The 22,872-nt window shown below is 66.1% G+C and carries 23 protein-coding genes; 11 read left to right on the forward strand and 12 right to left on the reverse strand.

The features are described from left to right. Nucleotides 1-6: 6 nt before the first annotated feature. Complete coding sequence (locus ACSU04_RS17470; RefSeq protein WP_439290456.1) at nucleotides 7-1,269, reverse strand: extracellular solute-binding protein; 1,263 nt, start codon at nucleotides 1,267-1,269, stop codon at nucleotides 7-9. A gap of 255 nt (nucleotides 1,270-1,524) precedes the next feature. Between ACSU04_RS17470 and ACSU04_RS17475 the strand changes: the two genes are divergently transcribed. The 5 genes from ACSU04_RS17475 to ACSU04_RS17495 are packed head-to-tail and all read left to right on the forward strand — an operon-like array spanning nucleotide 1,525 to nucleotide 5,921. Beyond that, a complete protein-coding gene (locus ACSU04_RS17475; RefSeq protein WP_439290457.1) occupies nucleotides 1,525-2,433 on the forward strand; it encodes an SIS domain-containing protein in 909 nt (302 codons plus the stop codon). Further along, complete coding sequence (locus ACSU04_RS17480) at nucleotides 2,433-3,365, forward strand: ROK family protein (RefSeq protein ID WP_439290491.1); 933 nt, start codon at nucleotides 2,433-2,435, stop codon at nucleotides 3,363-3,365. The genes ACSU04_RS17475 and ACSU04_RS17480 overlap by 1 nt, the downstream gene beginning before the upstream one ends. Then, nucleotides 3,362-4,291 (forward strand): 1-phosphofructokinase family hexose kinase, encoded by a 930-nt coding sequence (locus ACSU04_RS17485; protein ID WP_439290458.1) that lies wholly within the window; start codon nucleotides 3,362-3,364, stop codon nucleotides 4,289-4,291. The genes ACSU04_RS17480 and ACSU04_RS17485 overlap by 4 nt, the downstream gene beginning before the upstream one ends. Continuing rightward, nucleotides 4,288-5,169, forward strand: coding sequence for a class II fructose-bisphosphate aldolase (locus tag ACSU04_RS17490; protein ID WP_439290459.1), 882 nt, complete (start codon nucleotides 4,288-4,290; stop codon nucleotides 5,167-5,169). Before ACSU04_RS17485 ends, ACSU04_RS17490 begins: the two co-directional genes overlap by 4 nt. Then, the gene (locus tag ACSU04_RS17495; protein ID WP_439290460.1) at nucleotides 5,166-5,921 is read left to right on the forward strand and encodes a DeoR/GlpR family DNA-binding transcription regulator; all 756 of its coding nucleotides are present in this window, start codon (nucleotides 5,166-5,168) and stop codon (nucleotides 5,919-5,921) included. Before ACSU04_RS17490 ends, ACSU04_RS17495 begins: the two co-directional genes overlap by 4 nt. Nucleotides 5,922-6,271: 350 nt before the next feature. On the opposite strand, the gene ACSU04_RS17500 is transcribed toward ACSU04_RS17495, so the two are convergent. From ACSU04_RS17500 to ACSU04_RS17515, 4 genes are all read right to left on the reverse strand, one after another. Next, nucleotides 6,272-8,722, reverse strand: a complete 2,451-nt coding sequence (locus tag ACSU04_RS17500; protein WP_439290461.1) for a CHAT domain-containing protein — start codon at nucleotides 8,720-8,722, stop codon at nucleotides 6,272-6,274. A gap of 61 nt (nucleotides 8,723-8,783) precedes the next feature. Then, nucleotides 8,784-10,364 carry a S8 family peptidase gene (locus tag ACSU04_RS17505; RefSeq protein ID WP_439290462.1) on the reverse strand — a complete coding sequence of 527 codons (1,581 nt, stop codon included), beginning with the start codon at nucleotides 10,362-10,364 and terminating at the stop codon, nucleotides 8,784-8,786. Nucleotides 10,365-10,416: 52 nt separating this feature from the next. Further along, complete coding sequence (locus tag ACSU04_RS17510; RefSeq protein ID WP_439283566.1) at nucleotides 10,417-10,863, reverse strand: hypothetical protein; 447 nt, start codon at nucleotides 10,861-10,863, stop codon at nucleotides 10,417-10,419. Next, a complete protein-coding gene (locus ACSU04_RS17515) occupies nucleotides 10,856-11,473 on the reverse strand; it encodes an RNA polymerase sigma factor (RefSeq protein WP_439283568.1) in 618 nt (205 codons plus the stop codon). The genes ACSU04_RS17510 and ACSU04_RS17515 overlap by 8 nt, the downstream gene beginning before the upstream one ends. A gap of 74 nt (nucleotides 11,474-11,547) precedes the next feature. Between ACSU04_RS17515 and ACSU04_RS17520 the strand changes: the two genes are divergently transcribed. After that, nucleotides 11,548-11,766: an SCO4848 family membrane protein gene (locus ACSU04_RS17520; RefSeq protein ID WP_439290463.1), complete on the forward strand. Its 219-nt coding sequence runs from the start codon at nucleotides 11,548-11,550 to the stop codon at nucleotides 11,764-11,766. Nucleotides 11,767-11,773: 7 nt separating this feature from the next. On the opposite strand, the gene ACSU04_RS17525 is transcribed toward ACSU04_RS17520, so the two are convergent. After that, nucleotides 11,774-12,577, reverse strand: a complete 804-nt coding sequence (locus ACSU04_RS17525; RefSeq protein ID WP_439290464.1) for a MerR family transcriptional regulator — start codon at nucleotides 12,575-12,577, stop codon at nucleotides 11,774-11,776. Nucleotides 12,578-12,640: 63 nt separating this feature from the next. Further along, nucleotides 12,641-14,050 carry an MFS transporter gene (locus tag ACSU04_RS17530; protein WP_439290465.1) on the reverse strand — a complete coding sequence of 470 codons (1,410 nt, stop codon included), beginning with the start codon at nucleotides 14,048-14,050 and terminating at the stop codon, nucleotides 12,641-12,643. A gap of 75 nt (nucleotides 14,051-14,125) precedes the next feature. Between ACSU04_RS17530 and ACSU04_RS17535 the strand changes: the two genes are divergently transcribed. Beyond that, a complete protein-coding gene (locus ACSU04_RS17535; protein ID WP_439290466.1) occupies nucleotides 14,126-14,719 on the forward strand; it encodes a winged helix-turn-helix domain-containing protein in 594 nt (197 codons plus the stop codon). A gap of 69 nt (nucleotides 14,720-14,788) precedes the next feature. Here ACSU04_RS17535 and ACSU04_RS17540 read toward each other — a convergent pair whose 3' ends face one another. From ACSU04_RS17540 to ACSU04_RS17560, 5 genes are all read right to left on the reverse strand, one after another. After that, a complete protein-coding gene (locus ACSU04_RS17540) occupies nucleotides 14,789-15,475 on the reverse strand; it encodes a hypothetical protein (protein ID WP_439290467.1) in 687 nt (228 codons plus the stop codon). After that, nucleotides 15,475-16,371 carry an ABC transporter ATP-binding protein gene (locus ACSU04_RS17545; RefSeq protein WP_439290468.1) on the reverse strand — a complete coding sequence of 299 codons (897 nt, stop codon included), beginning with the start codon at nucleotides 16,369-16,371 and terminating at the stop codon, nucleotides 15,475-15,477. The genes ACSU04_RS17540 and ACSU04_RS17545 overlap by 1 nt, the downstream gene beginning before the upstream one ends. Continuing rightward, entirely contained in the window at nucleotides 16,368-16,754 is a 387-nt protein-coding gene (locus ACSU04_RS17550) for a GntR family transcriptional regulator (RefSeq protein WP_439290469.1), read from the reverse strand. Before ACSU04_RS17550 ends, ACSU04_RS17545 begins: the two co-directional genes overlap by 4 nt. Before the next feature lie 91 nt (nucleotides 16,755-16,845). Then, a complete protein-coding gene (locus tag ACSU04_RS17555; RefSeq protein ID WP_439290470.1) occupies nucleotides 16,846-17,646 on the reverse strand; it encodes an ABC transporter permease subunit in 801 nt (266 codons plus the stop codon). Continuing rightward, a complete protein-coding gene (locus tag ACSU04_RS17560; RefSeq protein WP_439290471.1) occupies nucleotides 17,639-18,613 on the reverse strand; it encodes an ABC transporter ATP-binding protein in 975 nt (324 codons plus the stop codon). The genes ACSU04_RS17555 and ACSU04_RS17560 overlap by 8 nt, the downstream gene beginning before the upstream one ends. A gap of 247 nt (nucleotides 18,614-18,860) precedes the next feature. Here ACSU04_RS17560 and ACSU04_RS17565 point away from each other — a divergent pair, with 247 nt between their 5' ends. The 4 genes from ACSU04_RS17565 (at nucleotide 18,861) to ACSU04_RS17580 (ending at nucleotide 22,860) form a co-directional block, all read left to right on the forward strand. Further along, nucleotides 18,861-19,112, forward strand: a complete 252-nt coding sequence (locus ACSU04_RS17565) for a DUF4242 domain-containing protein (protein WP_439290472.1) — start codon at nucleotides 18,861-18,863, stop codon at nucleotides 19,110-19,112. 31 nt (nucleotides 19,113-19,143) lie between these two features. Further along, nucleotides 19,144-20,274, forward strand: coding sequence for a class I SAM-dependent methyltransferase (locus ACSU04_RS17570; protein ID WP_439290473.1), 1,131 nt, complete (start codon nucleotides 19,144-19,146; stop codon nucleotides 20,272-20,274). A 337-nt stretch (nucleotides 20,275-20,611) separates the two neighbouring features. Then, nucleotides 20,612-21,910 carry a quaternary amine ABC transporter ATP-binding protein gene (locus ACSU04_RS17575; RefSeq protein WP_439290474.1) on the forward strand — a complete coding sequence of 433 codons (1,299 nt, stop codon included), beginning with the start codon at nucleotides 20,612-20,614 and terminating at the stop codon, nucleotides 21,908-21,910. Further along, the gene (locus ACSU04_RS17580) at nucleotides 21,910-22,860 is read left to right on the forward strand and encodes an ABC transporter permease (protein WP_439290475.1); all 951 of its coding nucleotides are present in this window, start codon (nucleotides 21,910-21,912) and stop codon (nucleotides 22,858-22,860) included. The genes ACSU04_RS17575 and ACSU04_RS17580 overlap by 1 nt, the downstream gene beginning before the upstream one ends. Nucleotides 22,861-22,872 lie beyond the last annotated feature (12 nt).

The raw sequence follows: 22,872 nt of genomic DNA on the forward strand, positions 1-22,872 counted from the left end.
CGGGCGTCAGCCCGCGTCGACCTGTGCCTGGATCTCTGCCAACACGTCAGCGGCCGACTTCGTCTGCAGCTGACCGAACAGCGACTTGAATGCTCCGTCCGTCGCCGACCACTGGGCGTTCGTGGAGGGGTAGAACTGAGCATCCGGCAGAACCTCGAGGAACGGCGCGAGCGCCTCATCGTCGGCGAGCTGCTCAGAACCCGACTTCGTCACAGGCAGGAATCCCTCCGCCTGCACCCACGGCACGTAGACGTCCGGTGAGTAGAAGTAGTCGAAGAATGCCGTGATCGCCTCGGCCTTGTCTCCGTCGTTTTGGAAGGCCATCAGCTGGTCGGCGACGCCGAGCGTGAACGGCGAGCCGTCCTTGGTGGGGATCGGAACGATGGAGTAGTTCAGGTCGGGGTTGCCCTCGGCGATCTGGCCGACCGTAGGCGGCAGACCCACCTGCATCCCGATCTTGCCTTGGATGAATATATCCATCAGGGGTGAACGCTGGGTCGAACCGGGGTCGGCCTGGGTGGCGCCCGCGTCGATCATCTTCTTGATCTGTTCAGCGCCGACGAGGTTCTCCGGAGTGTCGATGGTGATCGTCGACTCATCGCCGAACGATCCGCCGCCGCCCCACAGCCATACGGCCGCTTCTGCCTGCGCCTCTTCGGATCCGAGTGGCATGCCGTAGCCGGCGATACCGTCGCCGAGGGCGGACACCTTCGTCGCGGCATCCAGTAGCGAATCCCAGTCGGTCGGCGCTTCGACGCCGGCCTGCTCGAGAAGGTCGTTGTTGACGAACAGTGCACGGGCGGATGCGATGAACGGCAGTGCGTACGTCGTGCCGTCGAGTTGCTCGTTCTTGATGAACGACTCCTGGAAGTCGGCGAAGGTGTCGGGGCTCGTGACCTCTTCGACGTCGTACAGCAGTTCATCGGCCGCGAAGCCGGCGAACGGGCCGCCGTTGTAGATGTCGGGCGCCTCGCCACCCTGAACCTTTGTGGCGATCACGCTTTCGAGGTTGTCCCACGACTGCACCTCGAGCTTGACCTTGATGCCGTCATTTGCGGCTTCGAAGCCGGTGATGACGTCTTCCCAGAGGCCCTTCGTGTTGTCGGAATAGCTGGGCACGAGCAGATCGATCGTGGTGGTGGAGCCGGCGTCGCCGCCATCCCCACCGCCGTCGGAACCTGAACCCGAGCCGCCGAACCCGCAGGATGCGAGCGCGAGCGTCGCGGTCGCTGTGATGGCGACAGCGCCGAACCGCAGAGACTTCTTCATGTCATTCCTCACTGTGTGTGGATGCGCCGTCACGAAGAAAAGGAACTCACGCGACGGTGCGTGGTCTCGGTGCGCGGCTTCGCGCACGTCGTCCGATATGTGGATTGGGTAGGACACTACCCCTATTTGTGAAGTGTGTGTACAAACAATGTACGGTTTGTCATCGAATTGTGTCCGTGACGTTATATGATTGTTTTGCTTACTAAAGCACCATAAGTCTTCAAACGCTGGACGTCTAGAACGGAATTGGAACTCATGACACATCAGAACCTCGCACCGGGCGCACACATGCGCGCAGAGCTCCTCTCGCAGCCGGCAACGTGGGCCCGCGCGGCAGAGATGCGTGACGAGCAGAAGGTGCTCCCCGCGGCAGGCAAGCGTGTTGCTGTCGTCGGTTGCGGCACCTCGTGGTTCATGGCGCAGTCGTACGCGGCACTGCGTGAGACCGCAGGTTTCGGCGTGACCGATGCATACGCGGCATCCGAGGCCTTCCTCGACCGTGACTACGACGCCGTCATCGCACTCACCCGCTCCGGCACCACCAGTGAGGTGCTGGAGATCACCGAGCAGATCAAGGGAAAGATCCCGGTCATCGGCATTATTGGTGACCCGACATCGCCGCTGGTTGGCCTGGTCGACGACGCCGTGCTGTTGCCCTTCGCGGACGAGAAGTCGGTCGTGCAGACGCGCTTCGCCACCACCGCGCTGACCCTTATGCGCGCATCGCTCGGCCTAGATTCCGACGTCGCGCGTTCGATTGCGGATGCCGAGGCCGTGCTTGCCTCCACCGACGACGAGACCCTCGCGACGGCAGACCAGTACACCTTCCTCGGCCGCAACTGGACGATCGGCCTCGCGCACGAAGCCGCACTGAAGATGCGCGAATCGTCGCAGTCGTGGACCGAGTCGTACCCGTCGATGGACTATCGCCACGGTCCGATCGCGATCGCCGCACCTGGCCGCATCACGTGGCAGTTCGGTGTCGCACCAGAGGGCCTCGCCGGTCAGGTCGAAGCCACCGGTGGCCGCTTCGTGCAGCACGATGTCGACCCGCTGGCTGATCTCGTTCGACTGCACCGTGTCGCACTCGAACGCTCGGTCGGCAAGGGTCTTGACCCGGATCAGCCCCGCAACCTGAGCCGCTCGGTTATTCTCGAGGCGTGATGCCACCCACCACTTCCGGAATCGGAGTCGGCGCACCAGTGCTCGCCTTCGACGTTGGAGGCACCGACATCAAGTCGGCGCTCTTCGACGCCGAAGGCTCTGCACTCGGTCTGCGCCGCACCCCGACGCCTCTCCTCGGCGATGACCCGGCGACGGCACTGATCGAGGAACTCGCTCGACTGGCCGACGAACTGCGGGTGCAGCATCCGGATGTGGTGCCGGAAGCGCTGGGCTTCGTCGTGCCAGGCATCGTCGATGCGGATGCCGGCATCGGCGTCTTCGCGAGCAATCTCGGCTGGCGGGATGCGCCGTTGCGCGCGCTCGCCGCAGAACGGATCGGGCTTCCGGTCGCGTTCGACCATGATGTGCGATCGGCGAGCTGGGCTGAGCATGAGCTCGGCGGCGCCCGTGCGCACGACGACGTCGTGGTTCTCATCATCGGCACTGGAATCGCCGGCGCGATCCTCGTGGGCGGTCAGCCGTACACCGCGGGCGGGTACGCCGGCGAGATCGGTCATTCACCGATTGCCGACGGGCCGGAGTGCGCGTGTGGTGCGCGCGGATGCCTCGAAGCGATCGCCTCCGCCGGAGCAATCGCCCGCCGCTACGCCGCCGCCACCGGTGAAACTCCGGCCGGCGCCAAGGACGTCATCGCCCGCGCTCAGGCCGGCGATGGGGTCGCCGAGCGGGTATGGAACGAGGCGCTCGACGCCCTCACTCTGTCGCTCGCGCAGCTCACCGCAATATTTGCACCCGAGGCCGTCGTGATCGGCGGCGGGCTCTCCCGCGCTGGTGGCGCGCTGTTCGACGAACTGCGCACACGGCTGGCCGCGCGGCTGAGCTTCCACCGCATCCCCGAACTGATCCCCGCGCAGCTCGAAGGCAACGCCGGCCTGCTGGGCGCGGCACTGCGCGCGAGGGAGCTGACATGATTCTCACCGTGACCCCGAATCCCGCCCTCGACATGACGTGGGAGATCGACCGCATCGAGCCCGGCGGAGCGCACCGCGCTGACACCGGCGCCGTGCGCGCAGGCGGCAAAGGCCTCAACGTCGCCCGCGTCGCGCACGCCGAAGGATACGCGGCGCTTGCGATCACGACGGTCGGCGGCGCGACCGGTGCCGAGCTGCGTGCCGAGCTTGATGCCAGCGGCATGCCGCACCTGCTCGTTCCTGTTGCGGCCGCGACCCGTCGCAGCATCGCCTGGGTCGACCGGTCGCTCGGCGACACCACGATCGTCAACGAACGCGGTATCAGCGCGACCCGTGAGGAGTGGGCACAGTTCGTTGCGACCGTCTTCGAGCAGGCGGCATTCGCATCAGTCGTTGTGATCTCGGGGAGCTTTCCGCCCGGGGCGCCCGAGGGCCTCTTAGAGGCGCTCATCGCCGCAGCGGGTGACCGGCCGGTGATCGTCGACACCTCCGGACCCTTGCTGCTCGCTGCCGCGGATGCCGGAGTCGCCGTGCTCAAGCCGAACAAGGTTGAGCTCGCTGAGGCGACCGGTCTCGACGACCCGATCGGCGGCGCGCGCGAACTGCTTCGCCGCGGCGCCGGGCTCATCATGCTCTCGCTCGGCGCGGACGGGATGCTCGCGATCACCGCAACCGGCATCCTCCACGCGCGCCTGCCTGAAACGCTCGCCGGCAACCCCACCGGCGCGGGTGATGCGGCCGTCGCTGCCGTCGCAACGCTGCTCGACTCCGGCGAACGTGACACCGAAACCATCCTGCGCCGCGCAACCGCGTGGTCGGCCGCGGCCGTACTCATGCCACTTGCCGGTGAAATCTCACCGCAGCATCCACAGCTCGCAAACGCCCTGATCGTGACCGACGCCACAAACCAGAAGGACTCCGAATGACCCTCGCCCGCGCTGCCGACCTCATCCGCGACGCGTCTGCTGCCGGCCGCGGTATCGGCGCCTTCAACGTGATTCACCTGGAGACGGCAGAGGCGCTGGTTCTGGCATCCGCTCAGGCGCAACTGCCGGTCATCCTGCAGATCTCGCAGAACTGCGCGAAGTACCACGGTGGGCTGGAGCCGATCGCCCTCGCCACTCTTGCCGTTGCACGCCGGGCCGAGACTCCGGTCGCCGTGCACCTCGACCACGCCGAGCTCCCCGAGCTTGTCGACGAGGCCATCGCGCTCGGCTTCGGATCGGTCATGTTCGACGGCGGCGCGCTGCCCTATGACGAGAACGTCGCGCTGACCGCCGAGGTCGCACGCAAGGCGCATGCCGCCGGAGTTTACGTCGAGGGTGAGCTGGGTGAGGTCGGTGGCAAGGATGGCGCTCACGCTCCCGGCGTGCGCACCGATCCTGCCGAGGCGCAGGCGTTCGTCGCCGAAACGGGAGTGGATGCTCTCGCCGTGGCCGTCGGATCCTCCCACGCGATGCTCGACCGTAGCGCGTCGCTCGACATCGAGCTGATCGCTCAGCTGCGTGCCGCTCTTGATGTGCCGCTCGTGCTGCACGGCTCGTCCGGTGTTGCGGACGACGTCATCGCGCAGGCCGTGCGCGCGGGCATGACGAAGATCAACGTCTCCACGCACCTGAACGGTTTCTTCACGCGTGCCGTGCGTCAGATGCTGGATGCCGATGAGCGTCTGGTCGACTCCCGCAAGTACGTCGCACCGGGCCGCGTAGCGGTTGCCGATGAGGCGGCGCGGTTGCTCAGGCTGTTCGCCCTGTCAGACCTGTCGGCTCCGTCGGCCCTGTCGCTCAGCCAGGAATCCGCGTGAAACGCGCGGCTCGGCTGGCGAAGATCCTCGACCTGCTTGCGGGGCAGGGTGAGGTCTCCGTCGACGATCTGGTCCTGCGGTTCGAAGCGTCCGCGGCGACGATCCGTCGCGATCTCGACAGCCTCGCCGAGCAGCGGCTGCTCACTCGTACCCACGGCGGTGCGGTGGCGCAGTCAGTCGCGTACGAGCTGCCGATTCGGTACAAGAGCCACCAACGCACGCACGAGAAGGAGCTCATCGCTCACGCAGCCTGCGAGCTCGTCACAACCGGCGCTGTCGTCGGCCTCTCCGGCGGAACGACCACCACGGCGATCGCCGCGGCCCTCGCCGCACGCGACGACCTCGGTGAATTCACGGTCGTCACGAACGCCGTCAATATCGCCTCCCAGCTCGCGACGAGGCCCGATATCAAGGTGGTTGTGACCGGAGGAGTCATCCACTCCCGCAGCTACGAGTTGGTGGGCCCATTCGTGGAACAGCTGCTCAGTGGCATCCAACTCGACATCGCCTTCATCGGCGTGAACGCACTGTCGGCGGAGGCCGGGGCAAGCACGCACGATGAGCGTGAAGCCGCCGTGAATCGCATGATGGCCTCGCGTGCGCGACGGGCGGTTGTCGTGGCCGATTCGAGCAAGATCGGCCAGGTCGCGTTCGCCCATGTCGGTGGCACCGAGCTCTTCGACACGGTCATCACGGATGCCGCGGCCGAGTCACTTGTGGATGCGGGATACACGGTGGTCGTCGCCAGCTGAACCCGGCGGCTCACCGACCGGCACACTCACCGACCGGCACACTCGCCGACCGGCACACTCACCGACCGGCACACCTGCAGGGCCGAAGCACGGATGCAGGGCCATCGCTCGGCGTGTCCCCAGACGCCCGTACGATCGCCCTGCATGTGTACCCGTGATCCCCCAAGCGGATGGTGCCGCAGCTGCGCCCTGCAGCACCATCCTGAGTAGTCGGTGTCGGTTGTGCGTCCCCAAACGCGTCCCCAGAGCCAACCGCGCCGAGCTCCTACCCTTCCGGAGCATCCACGTGACACCTTCCATGTATCAAGAGCCACTTCGGGGAATCCTGATACATCGAATGGAGAAATTCTTCAGGATCCACTTCCGTGGCACTGAAACGGGGTGTGATGGCCCGTCATGGCGGATGCCTCGGCAAGGGCGACAGCGGGTGACGAGCCCCTGCTCAGACCGGTGTGTACGGCGCTGAGCAGTTCGCTGGCGATGTCGTCCGGCACGACTGCCGGAGCCGCGATCACACTACGGGTTCCCGCGTGCAACCACACCCGCGTCATCCCGAGCGCCTCTTCGCCCCAGCGCACCGACGACAGCCCGAGCTCGCAGGCGGAGAGTACGACGGTGTCCGGAGCGGGTGAGATCAGATCGACGTCGTAGCCGAACAGCGTGCCGTCGATGAGCTCGAATCCCGCGAACAGGGGGTTGTCGACGGCGTGCCGTCCGTGCGCGGCAACATGCAGCACGTCGACATTGCCGGCGAGAGCGGTGACGGCATCCACTCGCGCATCGTCGCCGGTGAGCACGGCGGCGTTCGTCCAGGCGGATGCCGCGGCGCACACCTCCTCGGCGGCGCGGGCCACCCGCGGACCGGCCGCGAAGCCCGCCGTCTTCAGCGCGCGCGGCGTCTCACGCTCCTGCATCCAGCGTGACGCTGAGGTCGCCAGCGTGAAGGGGCGCCCCGCCATCGACGGCAGCATCCCCCACGGAATTCCAGCGAGGATGCCGGGCACAGTCAGCACCAGCTGGCGCTCGCCGATCAGTGCTCGCAGCGGGGTGAGGAGGGCGTCGTCGAGGCGCAGCATCCGCTCACCGAGTGCGCGCGCGACGACGTGAGCCATCGGACCGCTGCGGATCGAGGCGGAGACGTCGAGGTCGGCACGCAGCCCCGCAGATGCCTGTTGCACCGTGGCGAAATCGAGTTCGACGATAACGCTGTCCGTCGCGGTGGTGACCACGACGCTGAGGCTGCTGCCCGTGAACACGTACGACAGCACCGCGGTATCGGCGCCGATGGTGTCACGCAGTTCGGAAACGGTGACGCGCGGTCTGGTGTCGCCGGCGCCGGTGGCCGACCATTGCCGGTCGCGCACGCGGTCTCGGAGCGCGCGTACCTGCGGATGTGCGGTCCACTCCTGGCCGGTCAGTTCAGTGCGCAGCATCCGCAACTCCGCCAGATCGGCGGCCAACTGCGGATCATGCGGCGGGCGCACCGGCGCGACCTGCTGGCTGAGGTGGCGGGCGCGCTCTGACCAGTCGAAGAGGATGCCGGCGTCTGCACTCGCGGCGGCAGCGGAAAGTCCGTGGAACACAAGTTTCGTTCCGTGCATCGTGAGGGATGCCTGCAGGTCGAGCGCGCCGAATGAGCGCTGCCATTCAGACAGCAGATCAAGGCCGGCGGCGGCGTGGCGGCGTGCTTCCGCGTGCTTGCGGTGGGCTCCGGCGCGTGCAGCACGGGCCTCGGTGGCGCGCAGGCGCAGTGGAGTCGGTGCGTGCGCGGGGATGCGCGGCAGGGGTGTGGTGCCGCTGGTGTCGGAGAGGGCAGCGCTCAGCGCCACGGCGGTCGCCTCGCTGGGAAATCCGGCTGCTCTGAGCTCACCTGCCGTCCGGGTGAACTCGATGGCGGGTGGCGGGGAGCCTCCGTCGAGCCCGGCATCCAGACGGATCGCATCGCTGCGCGCGGCCCAACTCTGCGCCCCCAATGCGCGGAATCGGCGAGTGGCGGCGCGGGCGACGCGCTCTGCTCTGGCCGGGTCGTGCCGGAGCAGGGAGCGGGCGAGATGGTACTCGGCCTCGGCGCGAGCCTGGCGCATCCTGGCGCTGCCGAAGGTAGTGGCGACGCTCTCCAGGAGGTGTTCGGCTTCATCGACGAGCCCGGCATCGCGCAGCACCTCGGCACGGTCGAGGTCGCTCATCGCGGCGCTGATGGGGGAGTCTGCGGCGATGATCGGGCGGGATGCCGTCATCAGCTCGAGAGCTTCGACCAGGTCGCCGCGCAGCAGTGCGGTGTAACCGAGGTTGTGGCGGGCCTCGGCGGCGGCGGTCATGTCGCCCGAGGCTTCATAGAGCGTGACGGCCTGCGCCAGGTCGGCGGTGCAGGCGTCGAACTCACGCCGCTGCATGTGCACGAGTGACCGGTTGAGCAGGCAGTTCGCCCTGGCATCGCCGGTGAGCCCATCGATCGCGCGGCTGAGCATTTCATCCGCCTCATCGAGGCGTCCGGCACGGGTGAGCAGCACGCCGAGCTGCCCGGCCAAGATCGCCTGAGTCTCCGCGCTGACACCGTCCTGCGCCAGCGCCTCCCGGCAGAGTTCCTCGGCTCTGGCAGGCTCGCCGGTTTGCGCGAGGACATACGCCGTTGTACCGGTGATCCTCGCCTGCAGGTCTGGCCCGGCATCCGTCGTCTGCGCGGTCGCCCCGGTAGCTGCCTCGGCCGCCGCGCGCGCCAACAGTTTCCGCGCCTCGGCGTAACGCTGCGCGTTGGAAGCCGCGCGCCCGCGCTCGTACAGTGTGCGCGCAGAAGTCCCCATCGTTCCAGGATGCCGTGTCTGGGGCGGCGGCGGAAGAGCGGGGGCGCTGACTCAGCCGCGCTCAGCTCAGTGGCGCGACCGGCGGGAGCTCCTTCAACACGGCATCCACGGCCTTCTTCACCGCGCCCTCCGCCGCGGCACCCTCACGCGGCACCGATGCGGCCAACCGCGCGGCGATCTTCCCCGCGACATAGGGTGCGGCGAACGACGTTCCACTCCACGCCGCAAATCCGCCGCGGTAGTCGTCCGGGTCGATCGTCTGCCGTTCGAGACCATCCACATCTGCCCTGGTCGACGCTTGCGCGCCACCGACGAATGCCGGCGTCGTCGACACGACCATCGCCCCTGGAGCGAATGTGCGCACCCACGGTCCGATGTTCGAGAACAGTGCCAGCGACCGCCGCGAGGGGTTGAGTGCTCCGACTGAAACGAGCGGCACCGCGCGGTCAGCGACCAGGCCGTTGTCGGCACCGGGCCACGCCCACAGTGATGCCGGAAACGAGGGACGGTCGATCGCATCGTTTCCTGCCGAGCACACGACGACTGTGCCGAGCTCGCGCGCGGCCTGCAGCAGGTCGTAGAGCACGAGTGAAAACTGACCGTCCATCGGGGTCTCGTGGTAGTAACCGAGCGACAAGTTCAGCACATCGACGGGATGCCCGCCGTCGATCCCGTGCACGAATCGACGCTGCAGTTCGATCACCGCCGCGAGCGCTTCAAGGAACGTACTCTCATCAACCACGCCGAGAGAGCCTGCGACGCGGATCGAGAGGATGTCCGCATCCGGAGCCGTCTGCCGAATCAGCCCCGCGATGAACGTGCCGTGGCCCGCCACCGCGTCGATCTCGCCGTCCAACTGGCCGTACAGATCCGGATACCGCTCCGGATCATCATTGCCGGTCAACCCGATCGGCACACCATCGAGTTCGATCGCGCGGGTGACAACCGAATCGGGCAGCCAGTCGTGTTCGCCGCAACCGGTGTCGAGTACCGCCACGACAGCCCGCCGCCCTTTTCGAGGCTCTGCCCCGCGTACCGGCGCCGCGCCGATCCACGCGAGGGGCTGGCGCCCACCGCGACCGGGTTCGAGATAGTCGTCGCTGCCGACGGCGCCCGCACCGCGCACCGGGTTCGTGCGCGTGAACGGGTTGGTCCTGGTGAACGGGTTGGTGCGCGTGAACGGATTTAGCCCGACCGGGTCGATTGCCAGCATGTGCTCGAGTCCGGCCCGAGGCATGGGGTTTCCGACGATCCGGCGGGCGCGCTGCAGCACGCGCCAGGCATCCGGCGCCACCGGAGACTCCCCTTCGGTAAGAACACCCTGCGTGCGTAGCAGCGCGCGACGAAGCCCAGGGATGCCGGGCAGCATCTCCGCTCCGTGTCCTGCCCGCACCACGTCATCCGGCTCGACCAGAAGTTCCCAACCGAACGACTCGGCGGCCGCCATGAGCGCGCGCAGCTCGCTATCGGGGCCCTCGTTCTCCTCAAGGCTGCGATCGGCGATCAGCAGCCGATCCGGGAGATACGCGGTCGGATACGCACGGATGCCGTCGACGGGATCCACGCTGGGATCAAGTGCCGTGCCGCGGGCGATCGACCCCTCCGCGCGGTCCTGCCAACTCCAGCCCTTCGGATGCTCCATTGCTCTCCCTCTCCGGCAGGCTCAGCGCCCGCGTGCTCGCTGATGTGCGAGCTCACGCCTCGAACTGAGGTGTGAGCAGATCTTTGTGTCCTTCGCCGGTGACCAGCAGCACGCGGCTGAGGCCGGGCAGGACGTCGTCGAATGCGAAGCGGCCCTGTTCATCGGGCGTGATGCTCCAGTCGCGTTCGCCCTGGGTGAGCCGTACCTCGGTGGCGCCGGCATCCACCCAGCCGTCGATGCGGCGCCGCCGGTTCGCGGTGTGACTGATGTGCAACAGGATGCTCGATGTGCCATCGCTGAACTGCAGCGTGGTCGTCTTACTGTCGCCGCGCACTGCGGCTTCGGCGTTCTCGATCAGGGTGAGCAGGGCGTACTCGCGGGACAGATCGGAGATCGCAATGGCCGCGATCATGCGGTCGGCGAGGTCGCTCGGTGCCGGGTCGAGCTCTTCGAACGCTGCACGCAGCTGAGCGAGCATCAGTTCATCGGATTCAGCCATCACGACCCCCTTCGTCGGAGAACCCCGTGTTCACCAGCGCGGTGCGCAGCTTCGTGAGACACCGTTTGCGTGTCGGTCCGATGCTGCCGATCGGCATGTCGAGGTCGGTGGCGATGCGCGCGTAGTCCGGCCGGTCGTCGAATGCGACGACTCGCAGCAGGCGCCGGCACCGGTCTTCGAGGGTGGCGACGGCGGTCCATAGCCGGCGCGCTTCATCGGATGCCGCGACCTCCGTCTCAGTGGACTCCGTCGGCGGCAGCATCGGCTCGAGGATTTCGTCTGCGGTGGCATCCGCTCGTCTGTGACTCTTGCTGACCCGCCAGGCTTCGCGGCGGGCCGTGATGGTGAGCCATCCGGAGACGGCGCGGCCGTCGGCGATCTTCTCGTGCCCGCGCACGAGAGCGAGCCAGGTGGACTGCACGACGTCCTCCGTCAGCGTCCGCTCGAGCCCGTAGGCGCGCACGACGTGCCATAGGACGGGGGTCATGAGGCGCACCAGATCGTCCATGGCGCGTACGTTTCCAGAGCGCCAGTCGGCGAACAGATCGGCGGCGCGTTCCCAGCGCGCCGAACCATCGCTGACGGCGCCTTCGGGGGAGGCGTCGGTCATGAAGATCATTGTGCTCACACCTACTAGGAGCAGGGCAAGCCCTTCTTGATACATTCGCGGCCTACGCTGGGTGTGTGATCGCTCTTGCCGTGCTTCTTTTCATCAACGCCGCCTTCAACGTGATCGTGTGGCCGCGGTTCTACAAGCGGGTCGTGAACGATCCGCGTGCTCGGGATGCCGATGGCAAGGCCACCGTGTTCCTCAAGGTGCACGCGATCCTCATCGCGATCGCGCTGGTTCTGGCCGTCGTGTCAGTGATTGCCGGAATCGCCGCGCTCGCCGGGGTGCTGTAGGCGTCGCTCAGGCCCGCGCGACGGGCTGCTGCAGTTCGGTGACCCAGTCGGACTGATCGTCCGACACTGCCCGCACGTACAGTTCCCGGCAGGGACCCGTCGGCACGAAGCCGCGGGCGATGATCTCGGTGTGGATCTGCATCCAGCTGTTCGCGATCTGATCCATCGACCCGAGATGGATGCCACAGATCGCCTCCGCCGCGGCGGGGAGGTCGACGAGCTCGAACCCGTCCTGTGCAGGCCCGTCGTAGGCGTAGCCGGCGATGACCTCGGTGCCGTCCTCTGCCGCCGAGTACTGGGCGATCGGCGTAGTCAGGGAGCCGCGCTTGTCTCCGATGATTGCCGCGACGGCCCCGAACGCGGGGCCGACGACGTCGGCGATCTCCGGCTGGGATGCGACGATCGCCCGCCGTGCGGCCAAACGTACAGCGGGGAGGGGCTTCTCGATGATCTCGATTGTGGACATCTGATTCTCGCTTTCGATGAGGTGGAGGCGTCGCTCCACGTCGACGAGGCGTGCGGCCGCGATGCGTTGCTCCTCGGCGACCTCGGCCCGGCGAATCCGCAGCAGGACACCGATGCGTTCGGCATCCACTCCCTGCTCGAGGATCAGCGCGATGTCGTCGAGGCCGAAGCCGAGTTGGCGCAGTGCCACGATCCGGTGCAGCCTTTCCAGCTGCGACGGATCGTAGGAACGGTAACCGCTGAACTCGTCCACGTGGGCGGGCACGAGAAGGCCCGCGGTGTCCCAGTGCCGGAGCATCCGGTGGGTCACCTGGCCGATCTGCGCGAACGCTCCGATGGATAACATGTCTCAGTTCTCCCACCTCACACGGTGTCAGAGTCAAGCATCGTGTCAGAGTCAAGTATTCCGTCAGCGCACGAGGAATTGTGCGGCGTGGGCGGACCAGCCGGCCTCGGCTGGCAGAGCGCGCAGTGCACGGTTGCCGAACGCGAGCAGCACCGCGGTGAGGCAGAGCGCCGCTGCCACGAGCAGGGTGTTCTCGCGGCCGATCAGTGACAGGCCGAAGCCGGCGATTAGGGGTGCCAGCGGCATCGCACCCATGCCGAGCACGGAGCTTGCGCTGTTCGCACGTCCCAGCAATTCGGTGGGGGTTGCCACCATGAAGTAACCCATGAGCGCCGCGTTCACCGCGGGGATGAACAATACGATCGCGCCCAGCACCGCGGCCAGGGCCAACGGTGCGTGCACGGGCAGCAGAGCGAAGACGCCGATCACCGACACGCCGAGTCCGGCGATGATGATGATGCCCGCTGGCACCCGTGAGACCAGCATTGGTGCGAAGAGAGCGCCGATGAGCATCGCCACACCGGCGCCGGACGACAACAGTCCGATCGTCAGAGGCGTGTGCCCTTGCTGCTGCAGCGCGTAGATGATGCACGTGAGCGCTGTGGTGAAACCGAGGTTGATGATCGTCGCCACGAAGAGGACGCCGCGCAGGTCTGGTCGGGAGAACAGCCACCGAAAGCCCTCGGTCATCTCGCGGATCGCATTCGGCTTGCTGATGGCGCTCGCCGCAGTTGCCGTGGCCACCCCGGATACTGCGACTTCCGTCGTCGCCGTCGGAAAACGGGGATCATCTGGCGTGTCTGCGGCGTGTCCTTGGGTAACACTCCGACCGGCGGCGTGTTCGTCTGGGTTTTCCCAAGCGGCAGGGGACGAGGCCCCGGTTGCGGCAGAGCGCTGCAGCATCCATGCCGTCACCATGGCGATCGCGTGGCTCACAGCCATCACGGCGCCGATCAGCCAGCCGCCAACGGCGAGCAGCGCACCCCCGAGCGGGCCGCCGGCGAGTTCGAGCACGGCATTGCGCCCCTGATTGGCGGCCTGAGCTCTGCCCATCGCATCATCCGGGACGATCTCCTTCAGTGCACTCTCCCCGGCGACATCGAATAGGCCTGCGCGCGCCGCGAGCAGCACGTCGAGCAGCAGCAGCGTGGTGAAGGTCAGCGCGTCGGCGAGGGCGAGCAGGGTGAAGGCGCCGGCGAGGAGAATGCCGATAGCCGAGCCCAGCACCATCATCGGTATGCGTCGGTGTCGGTCGGCGAGAACTCCGCCCAGCAGAGTGGTAACGGTGCGGATCGTCATCCCCACTGCGCCGATGATGCCGGCCTGTGTCGGGTCGTTCGTGACGAACAGGGCGATCAGTGGGACCGCGAAGCCAAACAGTCCACCGGCGAGGCCCTTGGCGGTGTCGCTGATGAGCCAGGTGATGTAACGGCTGTTGCGACTGAGTCGATGCGGAAGTGCGGTGGTGGTCATGCGGTCCAGGATAAATGCGCAAGAGAAGTTGCGCAAGTAAATGTGCGCAACTTGTGGTGCGGATAGGATCAGGGCATGACGGATGACACCCCTCACGAGGATCCGTATCCCGATTCGAAGCACGCGACGTCGGCGATGCTGAAGGCATACGCGCATCCGCTGCGCCGTCGGATTGCGAAGGTGCTGGTGGGACGGACCTACGCCCGTGCCGCTGATATCGCGGCCGAGTTGGACTTGCCGGCCAACGGCGTGAGCTTCCATTTGCGTGTACTTGCGAATGCCGGACTCATCGAAGAGGCGCCGGAGCGGGCTCGTGACCGCCGAGATCGAGTCTGGACGGCGGTCGAGGGGGCATGGAGCATCGGTTCCCCGGCGCGGCCGGTCGAGGATGAGATGCTCGGCGGGGCGTTGATGAGTGCGCTCGCCGAAGACCACTTCGACATGGTTCGTCGTGTGCTGGAGTGGGTGCCGGAGTATGTGACCGGCCGCGACCCCGAGCCGCACGGCACCTTCTCTCAGCACAATCTGCGGCTGAACTCGGCGGAGTATGCCGCCATGGAGAAGCGGATCCACGAGGCGATTAAGGAAGTCACCGACGCCCACGACGCCGACGATCCCGACACCCGCACTTGGACCCTCGACATCATCGGCGCCGACGACATGATCTGAACCCCGGCCACGACGCAGAACGCCCGCCCCACCGAATGGTGGAGGCGGGCGTTCAACGAGGCGAGTGACCTAAGGAATCGCGCGACGGAAGGCCAGGAACGAGATCCCGGCCATGACCACGATCGCGACCAGGCCCCAGAGGGCGAGTCCCAGTGCGCCGAGATCGAGGATGCCCATCCAGACGTTGCCCCAGAGCTCTAGTCGACTGACCAGGTACACGAGGCCGAGGAGGAGGAGCGTCAATGCCAGGCTGATGATCAGGTAGACCATCGGCCCCCAACTCTTGTAGATCGTCGCAGACGTGAAGCCGCTGATGAAGATGAGCAGAGCGAGAGTGAAGTAGATGAATCCGGCTCCGAGCGGACCGGACTCCCACACCCAGGGCAGGTGGAAGAAATAACCGTTGATCCCCCAGCCGTTCGTCGCCAATTCGAGCAGCCCGCCGAGGATGAAGATCACCCCGAGGATGGCGCTGGTCATCATCGCGGTGATCAGCGTGCCCAGGTAGAAGTCCCGCCGCGTGATGCTCATTGCCTGCGAGAACGGGAACGACATCGTCATCGCCTGGATCCCCACGAACAGGAAGGACCACAGCGGCGCCTGGCTGCCACCGCCGTACTTCGGCCCATCGCCCGGGATCATCGCGTAGATGAGAAGCGAGACGAGTAAGGCGCCGCCCAACACGATCAGGGGCACCCAGATGTAGGTCTGCTTGTTGATGAGCTGCAGACGGACGACCTTCAGTACGCGAAGCATCAGTTGACCTCCTCGGCCTTCGCGCTCGCCGCTTTCTGCGTGAGACGCACGATCAGTTGCTGGAGTGACACCGGTGCGACGTCGAGCCCATCGGCCGTGATCGCTGCGCGTTCGGTGGCGGATAGTTTGCCGAGGACCGTGACAGATGCCACGCGGCCCAGCGACTCGCGATGCAGAACCTCGCGTCCGGATACCCAGGCCTCGACCTTTGCCGCATCGCCCACGACCGTGGCCGCGCGGTCGCGCACGGCATCCGTCTCCTCGTCGAGGAGGATCTGCCCGTCGTCGATCACGATGACCCGCTCGATGAGGTTGGAGACCTCGTCGATCAGGTGCGACGACAGGATGATCGTGCGCGGGTGCTCTGAGTAGTCCTCGACGAGTCGGTCGTAGAAGATCTGCCGTGCGACCGCGTCGAGGCCGAGGTACGGCTCGTCGAAGAAGGTGAGTTCGGCGCGTGAGGCGAGACCGATGATGACGCCGACGGCAGAGAGTTGCCCGCGCGAGAGCTTCTTGATCGTCTGCTTCATCGGCAGCTGAAAGTCCTTGATCAGCTGCTCGGCGAACTCCTGATCCCAGTTCCTGAAGAACAGGCTCGCGGCCTTGAACGCGTGCCGAGGTGTGGCATCCTCCGGGTATTTCTGACTTTCCCTGACGAAGCAGACCCGTGAAAGCACGTGCGTGTTCTCGTACGGGTGCTCCCCGAACACCTTCACGTCGCCGGACGACGCGAAGTTCTGAGCGGTGAGGATCGACATCAGAGTGGTCTTGCCGGCGCCGTTGCGGCCGAGCAGACCATAGATGTGGCCACCTTCAATGCTGAGAGACACATTGTCGAGCGCGCGCTTGTCCTTGTAGCGCATGGTGAGGTTTTGCACCTCGATGACGGCGGTCATGCGGGGTTCCCTTCGGTGGTTGTGGATGCTGCGGCGCGTTCGCGCAGCATGGTTGCGAGGTCTTCGGCGCCGAGGCCCAGTGTGCGGGCTTCGGCGAGGAGCGGATCGAGGTAACGGTCAGCGAAGGCTGCACGGCGCTCGCCGAGCAGCAGCTCGCGTGCTCCGGTGGCGACGAACATGCCGATTCCACGGCGTTTGTACAGCACTGCCTTGTCGGCGAGCATGGCTACTCCCTTGGCTGCGGTGGCGGGGTTGATGCGGTAGAAGGCGGCGAGTTCATTCGTCGACGGCGCCTGGGACTCTTCCGCGAGTGAGCCATCGAGGATCGAGTCCTCGATCTGCTCGGATATCTGGAGGAAGAGCGGCTTGCCTTCTTCGATCACGATGCCTCCAGGTGGTCAGTTGGTTACTTACTCGACTAACTAACCATAGAACCCAAAGAAGTGTCAAGCCTTGCTCTCCGAGCCGCGCGTCTCAGTCCGCGATATCGCGGCGCTGCAAGACGACGGCGGATGCCGCGGCGCACAGCAGCGCAAGTCCCCAGACCGCCGCGAGACCGCCGAGATGCACGCCGTCGAGCAGCGGCGACTGGCGGTACACCCAGGCGTATGGCGAGAAAACGTTCAGCCACTCGAGATCGTCCGACTGCTTTGCAACAGCCTGGAAGACGTATCCGAGAACGGCGATCCCGGCGCCGACGCCGGATGCCCACGATTTGCGGCCGGTCAGAGCTCCGGCGAGGAGCCCCGCGGACGCGCTGAGGAAGGCGAGTCCGACGAGTGCGGCGCTCGCGCCGATGATCCGGGGCGGATTGATGTCCAGTTCGGCGGGTCCGTTCACAGCCCACACGATGACCCCCGCGAAGGCGCCGAGCCAGAGCATCCGGACAAGAACCGACAGTGCCGACTCGACGACGTACTGCGCTCGTCCGACACCGTGCGCGAGGTCGAGTTCGAGGCGTCCGCTCTCCTCGGCGCCGGCGATCGCGGCGGAGCCCCACATCACGGCTGCGATCGTGAGCAGCAGGAACCCGGTCAGGCCATAGAAGGTGCTCTGCGCGTACCCGGCCCCGGTGGCGATCTGGTCGTAGCCGAGGGTGTCGATCAGCTCCTTCGGCATGGAGTCGATGATGCCCTGCAATTGCCCGGAGGCGCCGAAACTCGGGTACAGCGGCAGGTAGAGGAACAAGACGGCGGCGACGCCGACGCTCCAGCCGGCCGTGCTGCGCCAAGACTCGCGGATGCTGCGCCGGAATACCGGCAGGATGCTACGCACGAGGACCTCCGCGCCGGGCCCGCCGCGATGCCCGCGTCTCGTCTTTGGCGACCGTTCCCGCACCCGACCCGTACAGCCTCAGCACCGACTCCTCGAGATCGGGCTCCTCCACGGTGAGGTCGTTGACCTCGAACGGGGCCAACGCCTTCACGAACGGGTCGATCGCGCCGTCGACGGTTCCGGTAATGCGGAGGCCACCGTTCTCATCGCTGATTTCGAGACCTACGAATCCGGGAAGCGTCGTGAGGCGCGCGCGGTCGGCCGCGGCATCCGTCGTTGTGATTCCTGCGCGCACACGACGGATCGATCCGAGTCTGAGCGAGGCGACATTTCCCTCGGCCACGATATGGCCGTCACTCAACACCGCGACCTCGTCGGCGATCTGCTGGATCTCACTGAGTACGTGCGAGCTGAGCAGTACGGTCTGCCCCGCATCCCGCGCCTCGCGCACCATCTGGAGGAACTCGCGCTGAACGAGAGGATCGAGGCCGCTGGTCGGTTCGTCGAGGATGAGCAGCTCTGGTCGATGCATGAACGCCTGGATCAGGCCGATCTTCTGCTTGTTCCCCTTGGAGAGTGTGCGCACGGGGCGGGAGAGGTCGACGCCGAGGCGTCCGGCGAGCTCTTGGGTGGCGCCAGGTGCGACCGGCCCGGACACTTCTGCGTAAAACGCGAGCAGGCGGTGTCCGGTGACGCGCCCGTCGAGCCGGAGCTCTCCTGGCACGTAGCCGATCCGGCGTCGCAGCGCGGCCCCACCTGTGCGAGGATCCTCACCGAGCACCATGGTCTCGCCCGACGTGGGCCGGATGACATCCACCAGAGTGCGCAGCGTCGTGGTCTTGCCGGCGCCGTTCGGGCCGATCAGTCCGAACACCGTGCCGGGCGCCACGCGCAGGTCGATGCTGTGCAGAGCGGTGTGCTGTCCGAACTTCTTGTGCAGCTGACTGATGTCGATCGCCGCGCTCATGGCGTTCGCCCCTTCCTTGGTGCGATGCGTTGTACAGCACACTAGGCCGGGCGGGCGCTCAGCGATAGAAGCCTTTGCGGATGCCGCCGATTGGATGGAACCGATTCGACGCAACTGATCGGATGCTGGCGACAGCACTGCTGTAGCCGCGGACCCTGGATCGGCGTAGCATCCGACGTGTCGGGCCGCTGGGGCGCCTCACTCGATCGCGCCGACTTTCGCGACCCTTGATGAAGGGAATGGAATCATGCCGCTGTATATGGACGTCCACACGCTCGGTGACGCCGTCAGCAAGGAGGATGTCGCCAAGGCGCACGCCGCCGATCTTCAGCTGCAGGACGCGCACGACGTGCAGTATCTGCGCTATTGGGTCGATGAGCCGGGCGGGAAGATCTTCTGCCTGGTCAACGCACCGGATGCCGAGGCCGCGAACACCGTGCACAGAGAAGCACACGGACTGGTCGCCGACGAGATCCACCTCGTGAGCGAAGGTGCGTAGCGGCGGTCGCAGACGCGCGTAAGTTGGGGAGGTGCCCGACTTTGCTTATGACCGCCTCCGCCGCTTCCCCGATGTCGAAGCGGACAACCTCCAGGCGTACGACGCCACCGATCTGCAGCTGGTCGAGCGCGCTCTCGCGCTGGTCGAAGAACGTGGGCTGAGCGGGCCCGAGATCGTCGTGATCGGTGACGAGTACGGCGCAATCACGCTGGCTCTGGCGGATACCGGGCTCGCGGGTGTGCGCGTGCATCAAGATTCCGCCACCGGACGACTGGCTCTGGCGAACAACGCGCAGAAGCTGGAACTGACCGGCTTCGCCGCACACGAGTTCGACACCGACCTAGTCGCTGGCGCCCGCCTCGTGCTGCTACAGCTGCCGAAGGCGCTCGCCGAGTTGGAAGAGATCGCGGATGCCGTCGCTCGCTGGGCCGCGCCCGACGTGACTCTCGTCGCGGGTGGGCGAGTCAAGCACATGACCCTCACGCAGAACGAGGTGCTCGGGCGGAACTTCGACACCGTGCAGGCGCAGCGCTCAGAGCGGAAGTCGCGGCTGATCGTGGCGACCGGACCGTTGCCCGTGGCGGAAGAGCCACCGTACCCGCAGCGTGCGGAGCATCCGGAGTTCGCTCTCACTCTCGTCGCGCATGGGGGAGCATTCGCCGCGAACCGAATCGACATCGGCACCCGGGTGCTGCTGGAACTTTTCGCCGCAGGCGGTGCACCCACCGCAGAGAACGTCATCGACCTCGGATGCGGCACCGGCGCGCTCGCCGCGTACTACGCCCTGCACCACCTCGACGCCCGCGTCATCGCCACTGACCGCTCGGCGGCAGCCGCGGCATCCGCTCGCGAGACGATGATCGCCAACGGCGTCGCGGATCGAGTCACAGTGACTCACGACGATGCTGGCGCCGAGCTGCCGGATGCGAGCGCCGATCTAATCCTGCTCAACCCGCCGTTCCACCTCGGCGCGAGCGTGCACACTGGTGCCGCCACCCGCCTGTTCGAGGCATCCGCCCGGCTCCTCCGGCCGGGAGGTGAGCTGCTCACGGTTTTCAACTCGAGCCTCACTTACAAGCCCGAGCTGACCCGTCTGATCGGCCCGACCGAGCAACTGCACCGCACGGCAAAATTCACGGTGACGCGCAGTATCAAGCGCTGATTCTGTCCGCGCCGCAGATTGTCGACATTAGACAAATCCCCGTTCACGCGACAAAAACCACACCCTTCTGTCGACCGAGATTTGCCTCTGACCGGCCATTTTGTTACTTTGGAATGTAGGCCTTTTGGCCTTATGACCAGTCCGCGGACACGTCCTTCTTTCGATGAGCTGTGCTGCGAAGAGGCGTGGACGTACGGTCGATGCTCCTGTGGTGGAGCCGAATCCACCGTTAGTGCCGCCAGCGTGATGAATGTCGAAACGGCCTCGAGTATCACCCGGGCGTAACCGAGACGGGCTCACTGAGCACCCGAAATGCGGGTGAGCCATCGGGGGAATCGTGACCGAAGCCGCACTTGTCGCGCGCAATCTTTTCAAAGTGTTCGGAAAGAATCCGAACCAAGCCGTCCGCCGGCTGAAGGCAGGCGAGGGAAGAAATGACATCCTGGATGTCGGAACGGCTGCCGTCATCGACGCCAGCTTCACCGTCAATCGAGGCGAGATCTTCGTCATCATGGGCCTGTCCGGATCGGGCAAATCCACCATCATCCGCATGCTCAACGGGCTGCACGAGATCACCGACGGCACCGTCACCATCGGCTCGGATCAGATCACCGGCATCCCGGCATCGCGCCTGCGTGAGATCCGCCGCGAGAACGTGTCGATGGTATTCCAGCACTTCGCCCTGCTGCCGCACCGCACGGTCGCCGCGAACGTCGCCTACCCGCTGGAACTGAAGGGCGTCAGTAAGGCTGAGCGACTGGCGAAGGCAGAAGAAGTGATCGACATGGTCGGGCTCACCGGCTGGGGTGACAAGCTGCCTTCTCAGCTCTCCGGTGGAATGCAGCAGCGCGTCGGCATCGCCCGTGCACTCGCCGCAGACACCGACATTCTGCTCATGGATGAGGCGTTCAGTGCGCTTGATCCGCTCATTCGTCGAGAAATGCAGGAGCAGCTGGTCGAGCTGCAGGCAAAGCTGCAGAAGACCATCGTGTTCATCACTCACGATCTCAACGAGGCGATGTTCCTCGGTGACCGGATCGCCGTCATGCGCGACGGGCGCATTGTGCAGATCGGAACGCCCGAAGACATCCTCACTGACCCTGCCAACGACTACGTCGAGCAGTTCGTGCAGGACGTCGATCGCGCGCGTGTGCTCACGGCATGCAACGTCATGGAGCGTCCGCGACCGGTCGTCGCCGACAACGCCGGCCCTCGTACGGCGCTGCGTCAGATGCGCGATACCTATATGTCGGCCGCGTACGTCACCGGCCGTGACCGCAAGCTGATCGGCATGGTCACCGATCGCGATGCCATCAAGCTTGTCCGCAAGGGGGAGACGTCCCTGGAGTCGATCCTCAAGCCCGTGCCGCTGAGCGTCTCCGAGGACGACGTGCTGATGGACCTGTTCATCCCCTCCGTCGAGTCGCAGCTCCCGCTTGCGGTTCTCGACGCTGAGGGGCGCCTGACCGGTGTCATTCCCCGTGTGACGCTGCTCGCCGCTCTCGGCCCGGGGCCCAATGCGACCGAGGAGATCACTCTGCCGCACCTGCCGGTTCCGCAGGCCGAGATCGATGCGGTTCTGGAGGCGGCAGAGGATGCCGTCGCCGGCGTCGCAATCGAAAGGGAGGTGCGCTGATGGATGGTTTCCGTATTCCCCTCGGTGAGTGGGTCGCGACCATCGTTGACTGGGTGAAGGACAACCTCGAGGGTCTGCTCGACTTCATCGCGGTCGTCGTCAAGTTCTTCGTCAACGGACTCAGCGACGCTCTTCTCGCCACGCCGTTCCCTGTGCTGATCGCCATCTTCGCGCTCATCGCGTGGTTCGTGCGCTCTTGGCAGATGGCCGTCGGCACCGTGATCTCGTTCGTGCTCATCATCGGCATGGACCTGTGGGAGCCCGCGATGCAGACGCTCTCGCTCGTGCTCGTCTCGGCGGTGGTCGCCGTGCTGATCGCGATCCCACTGGGCATCTGGTCGGCGCGCAACGACACGGTCCGTGCCGTGCTCAAGCCGGTGCTCGACTTCATGCAGACGATGCCGGCCTTCGTGTACCTGATTCCCGCGATCGTGTTCTTCAGCATCGGTGTCGTGCCTGGGCTCGTCGCGACCGTGATCTTCGCTCTGCCCCCTGGCGTGCGACTCACCGAGCTCGGCATCCGCGGTGTGGATTCCGAAACCGTCGAGGCCGGTCAGGCCTTCGGCGCGACGCCATCGCAGATTCTGCGCGGCATCCAGCTTCCGCTCGCGATGCCGACCATCATGGCCGGTGTCAACCAGGTCATCATGCTCGCCCTGTCGATGGCCGTCATCGCCGGTATGGCCGGCGCGGACGGCCTGGGAAAGATGGTCGTGCAGGCCATCTCGACCGTCAACATCGGCAAGGGCGTCGAGGCCGGCCTCGGCGTCGTGCTGATCGCCGTCTTCCTCGACCGGGTCACCGCGGCGCTCGGCACGCCGAGTCAGTACCGCTCTTCGCTCTTCGGCATCCTCGCGCGTCGCCAGGCGGAACGTCGCGACGAGGCCGCGGATGCCGCGGCTGAGGTCGAACGTGCGCTCGTGGCACCGCGTCGTCCAGCCGCTCCCTGAAACCCACACCTA

The sequence above is a fragment of the Microbacterium sp. A84 genome, assembly GCF_051842815.1.
Classification (GTDB): Bacteria; Actinomycetota; Actinomycetes; order Actinomycetales; family Microbacteriaceae; genus Microbacterium.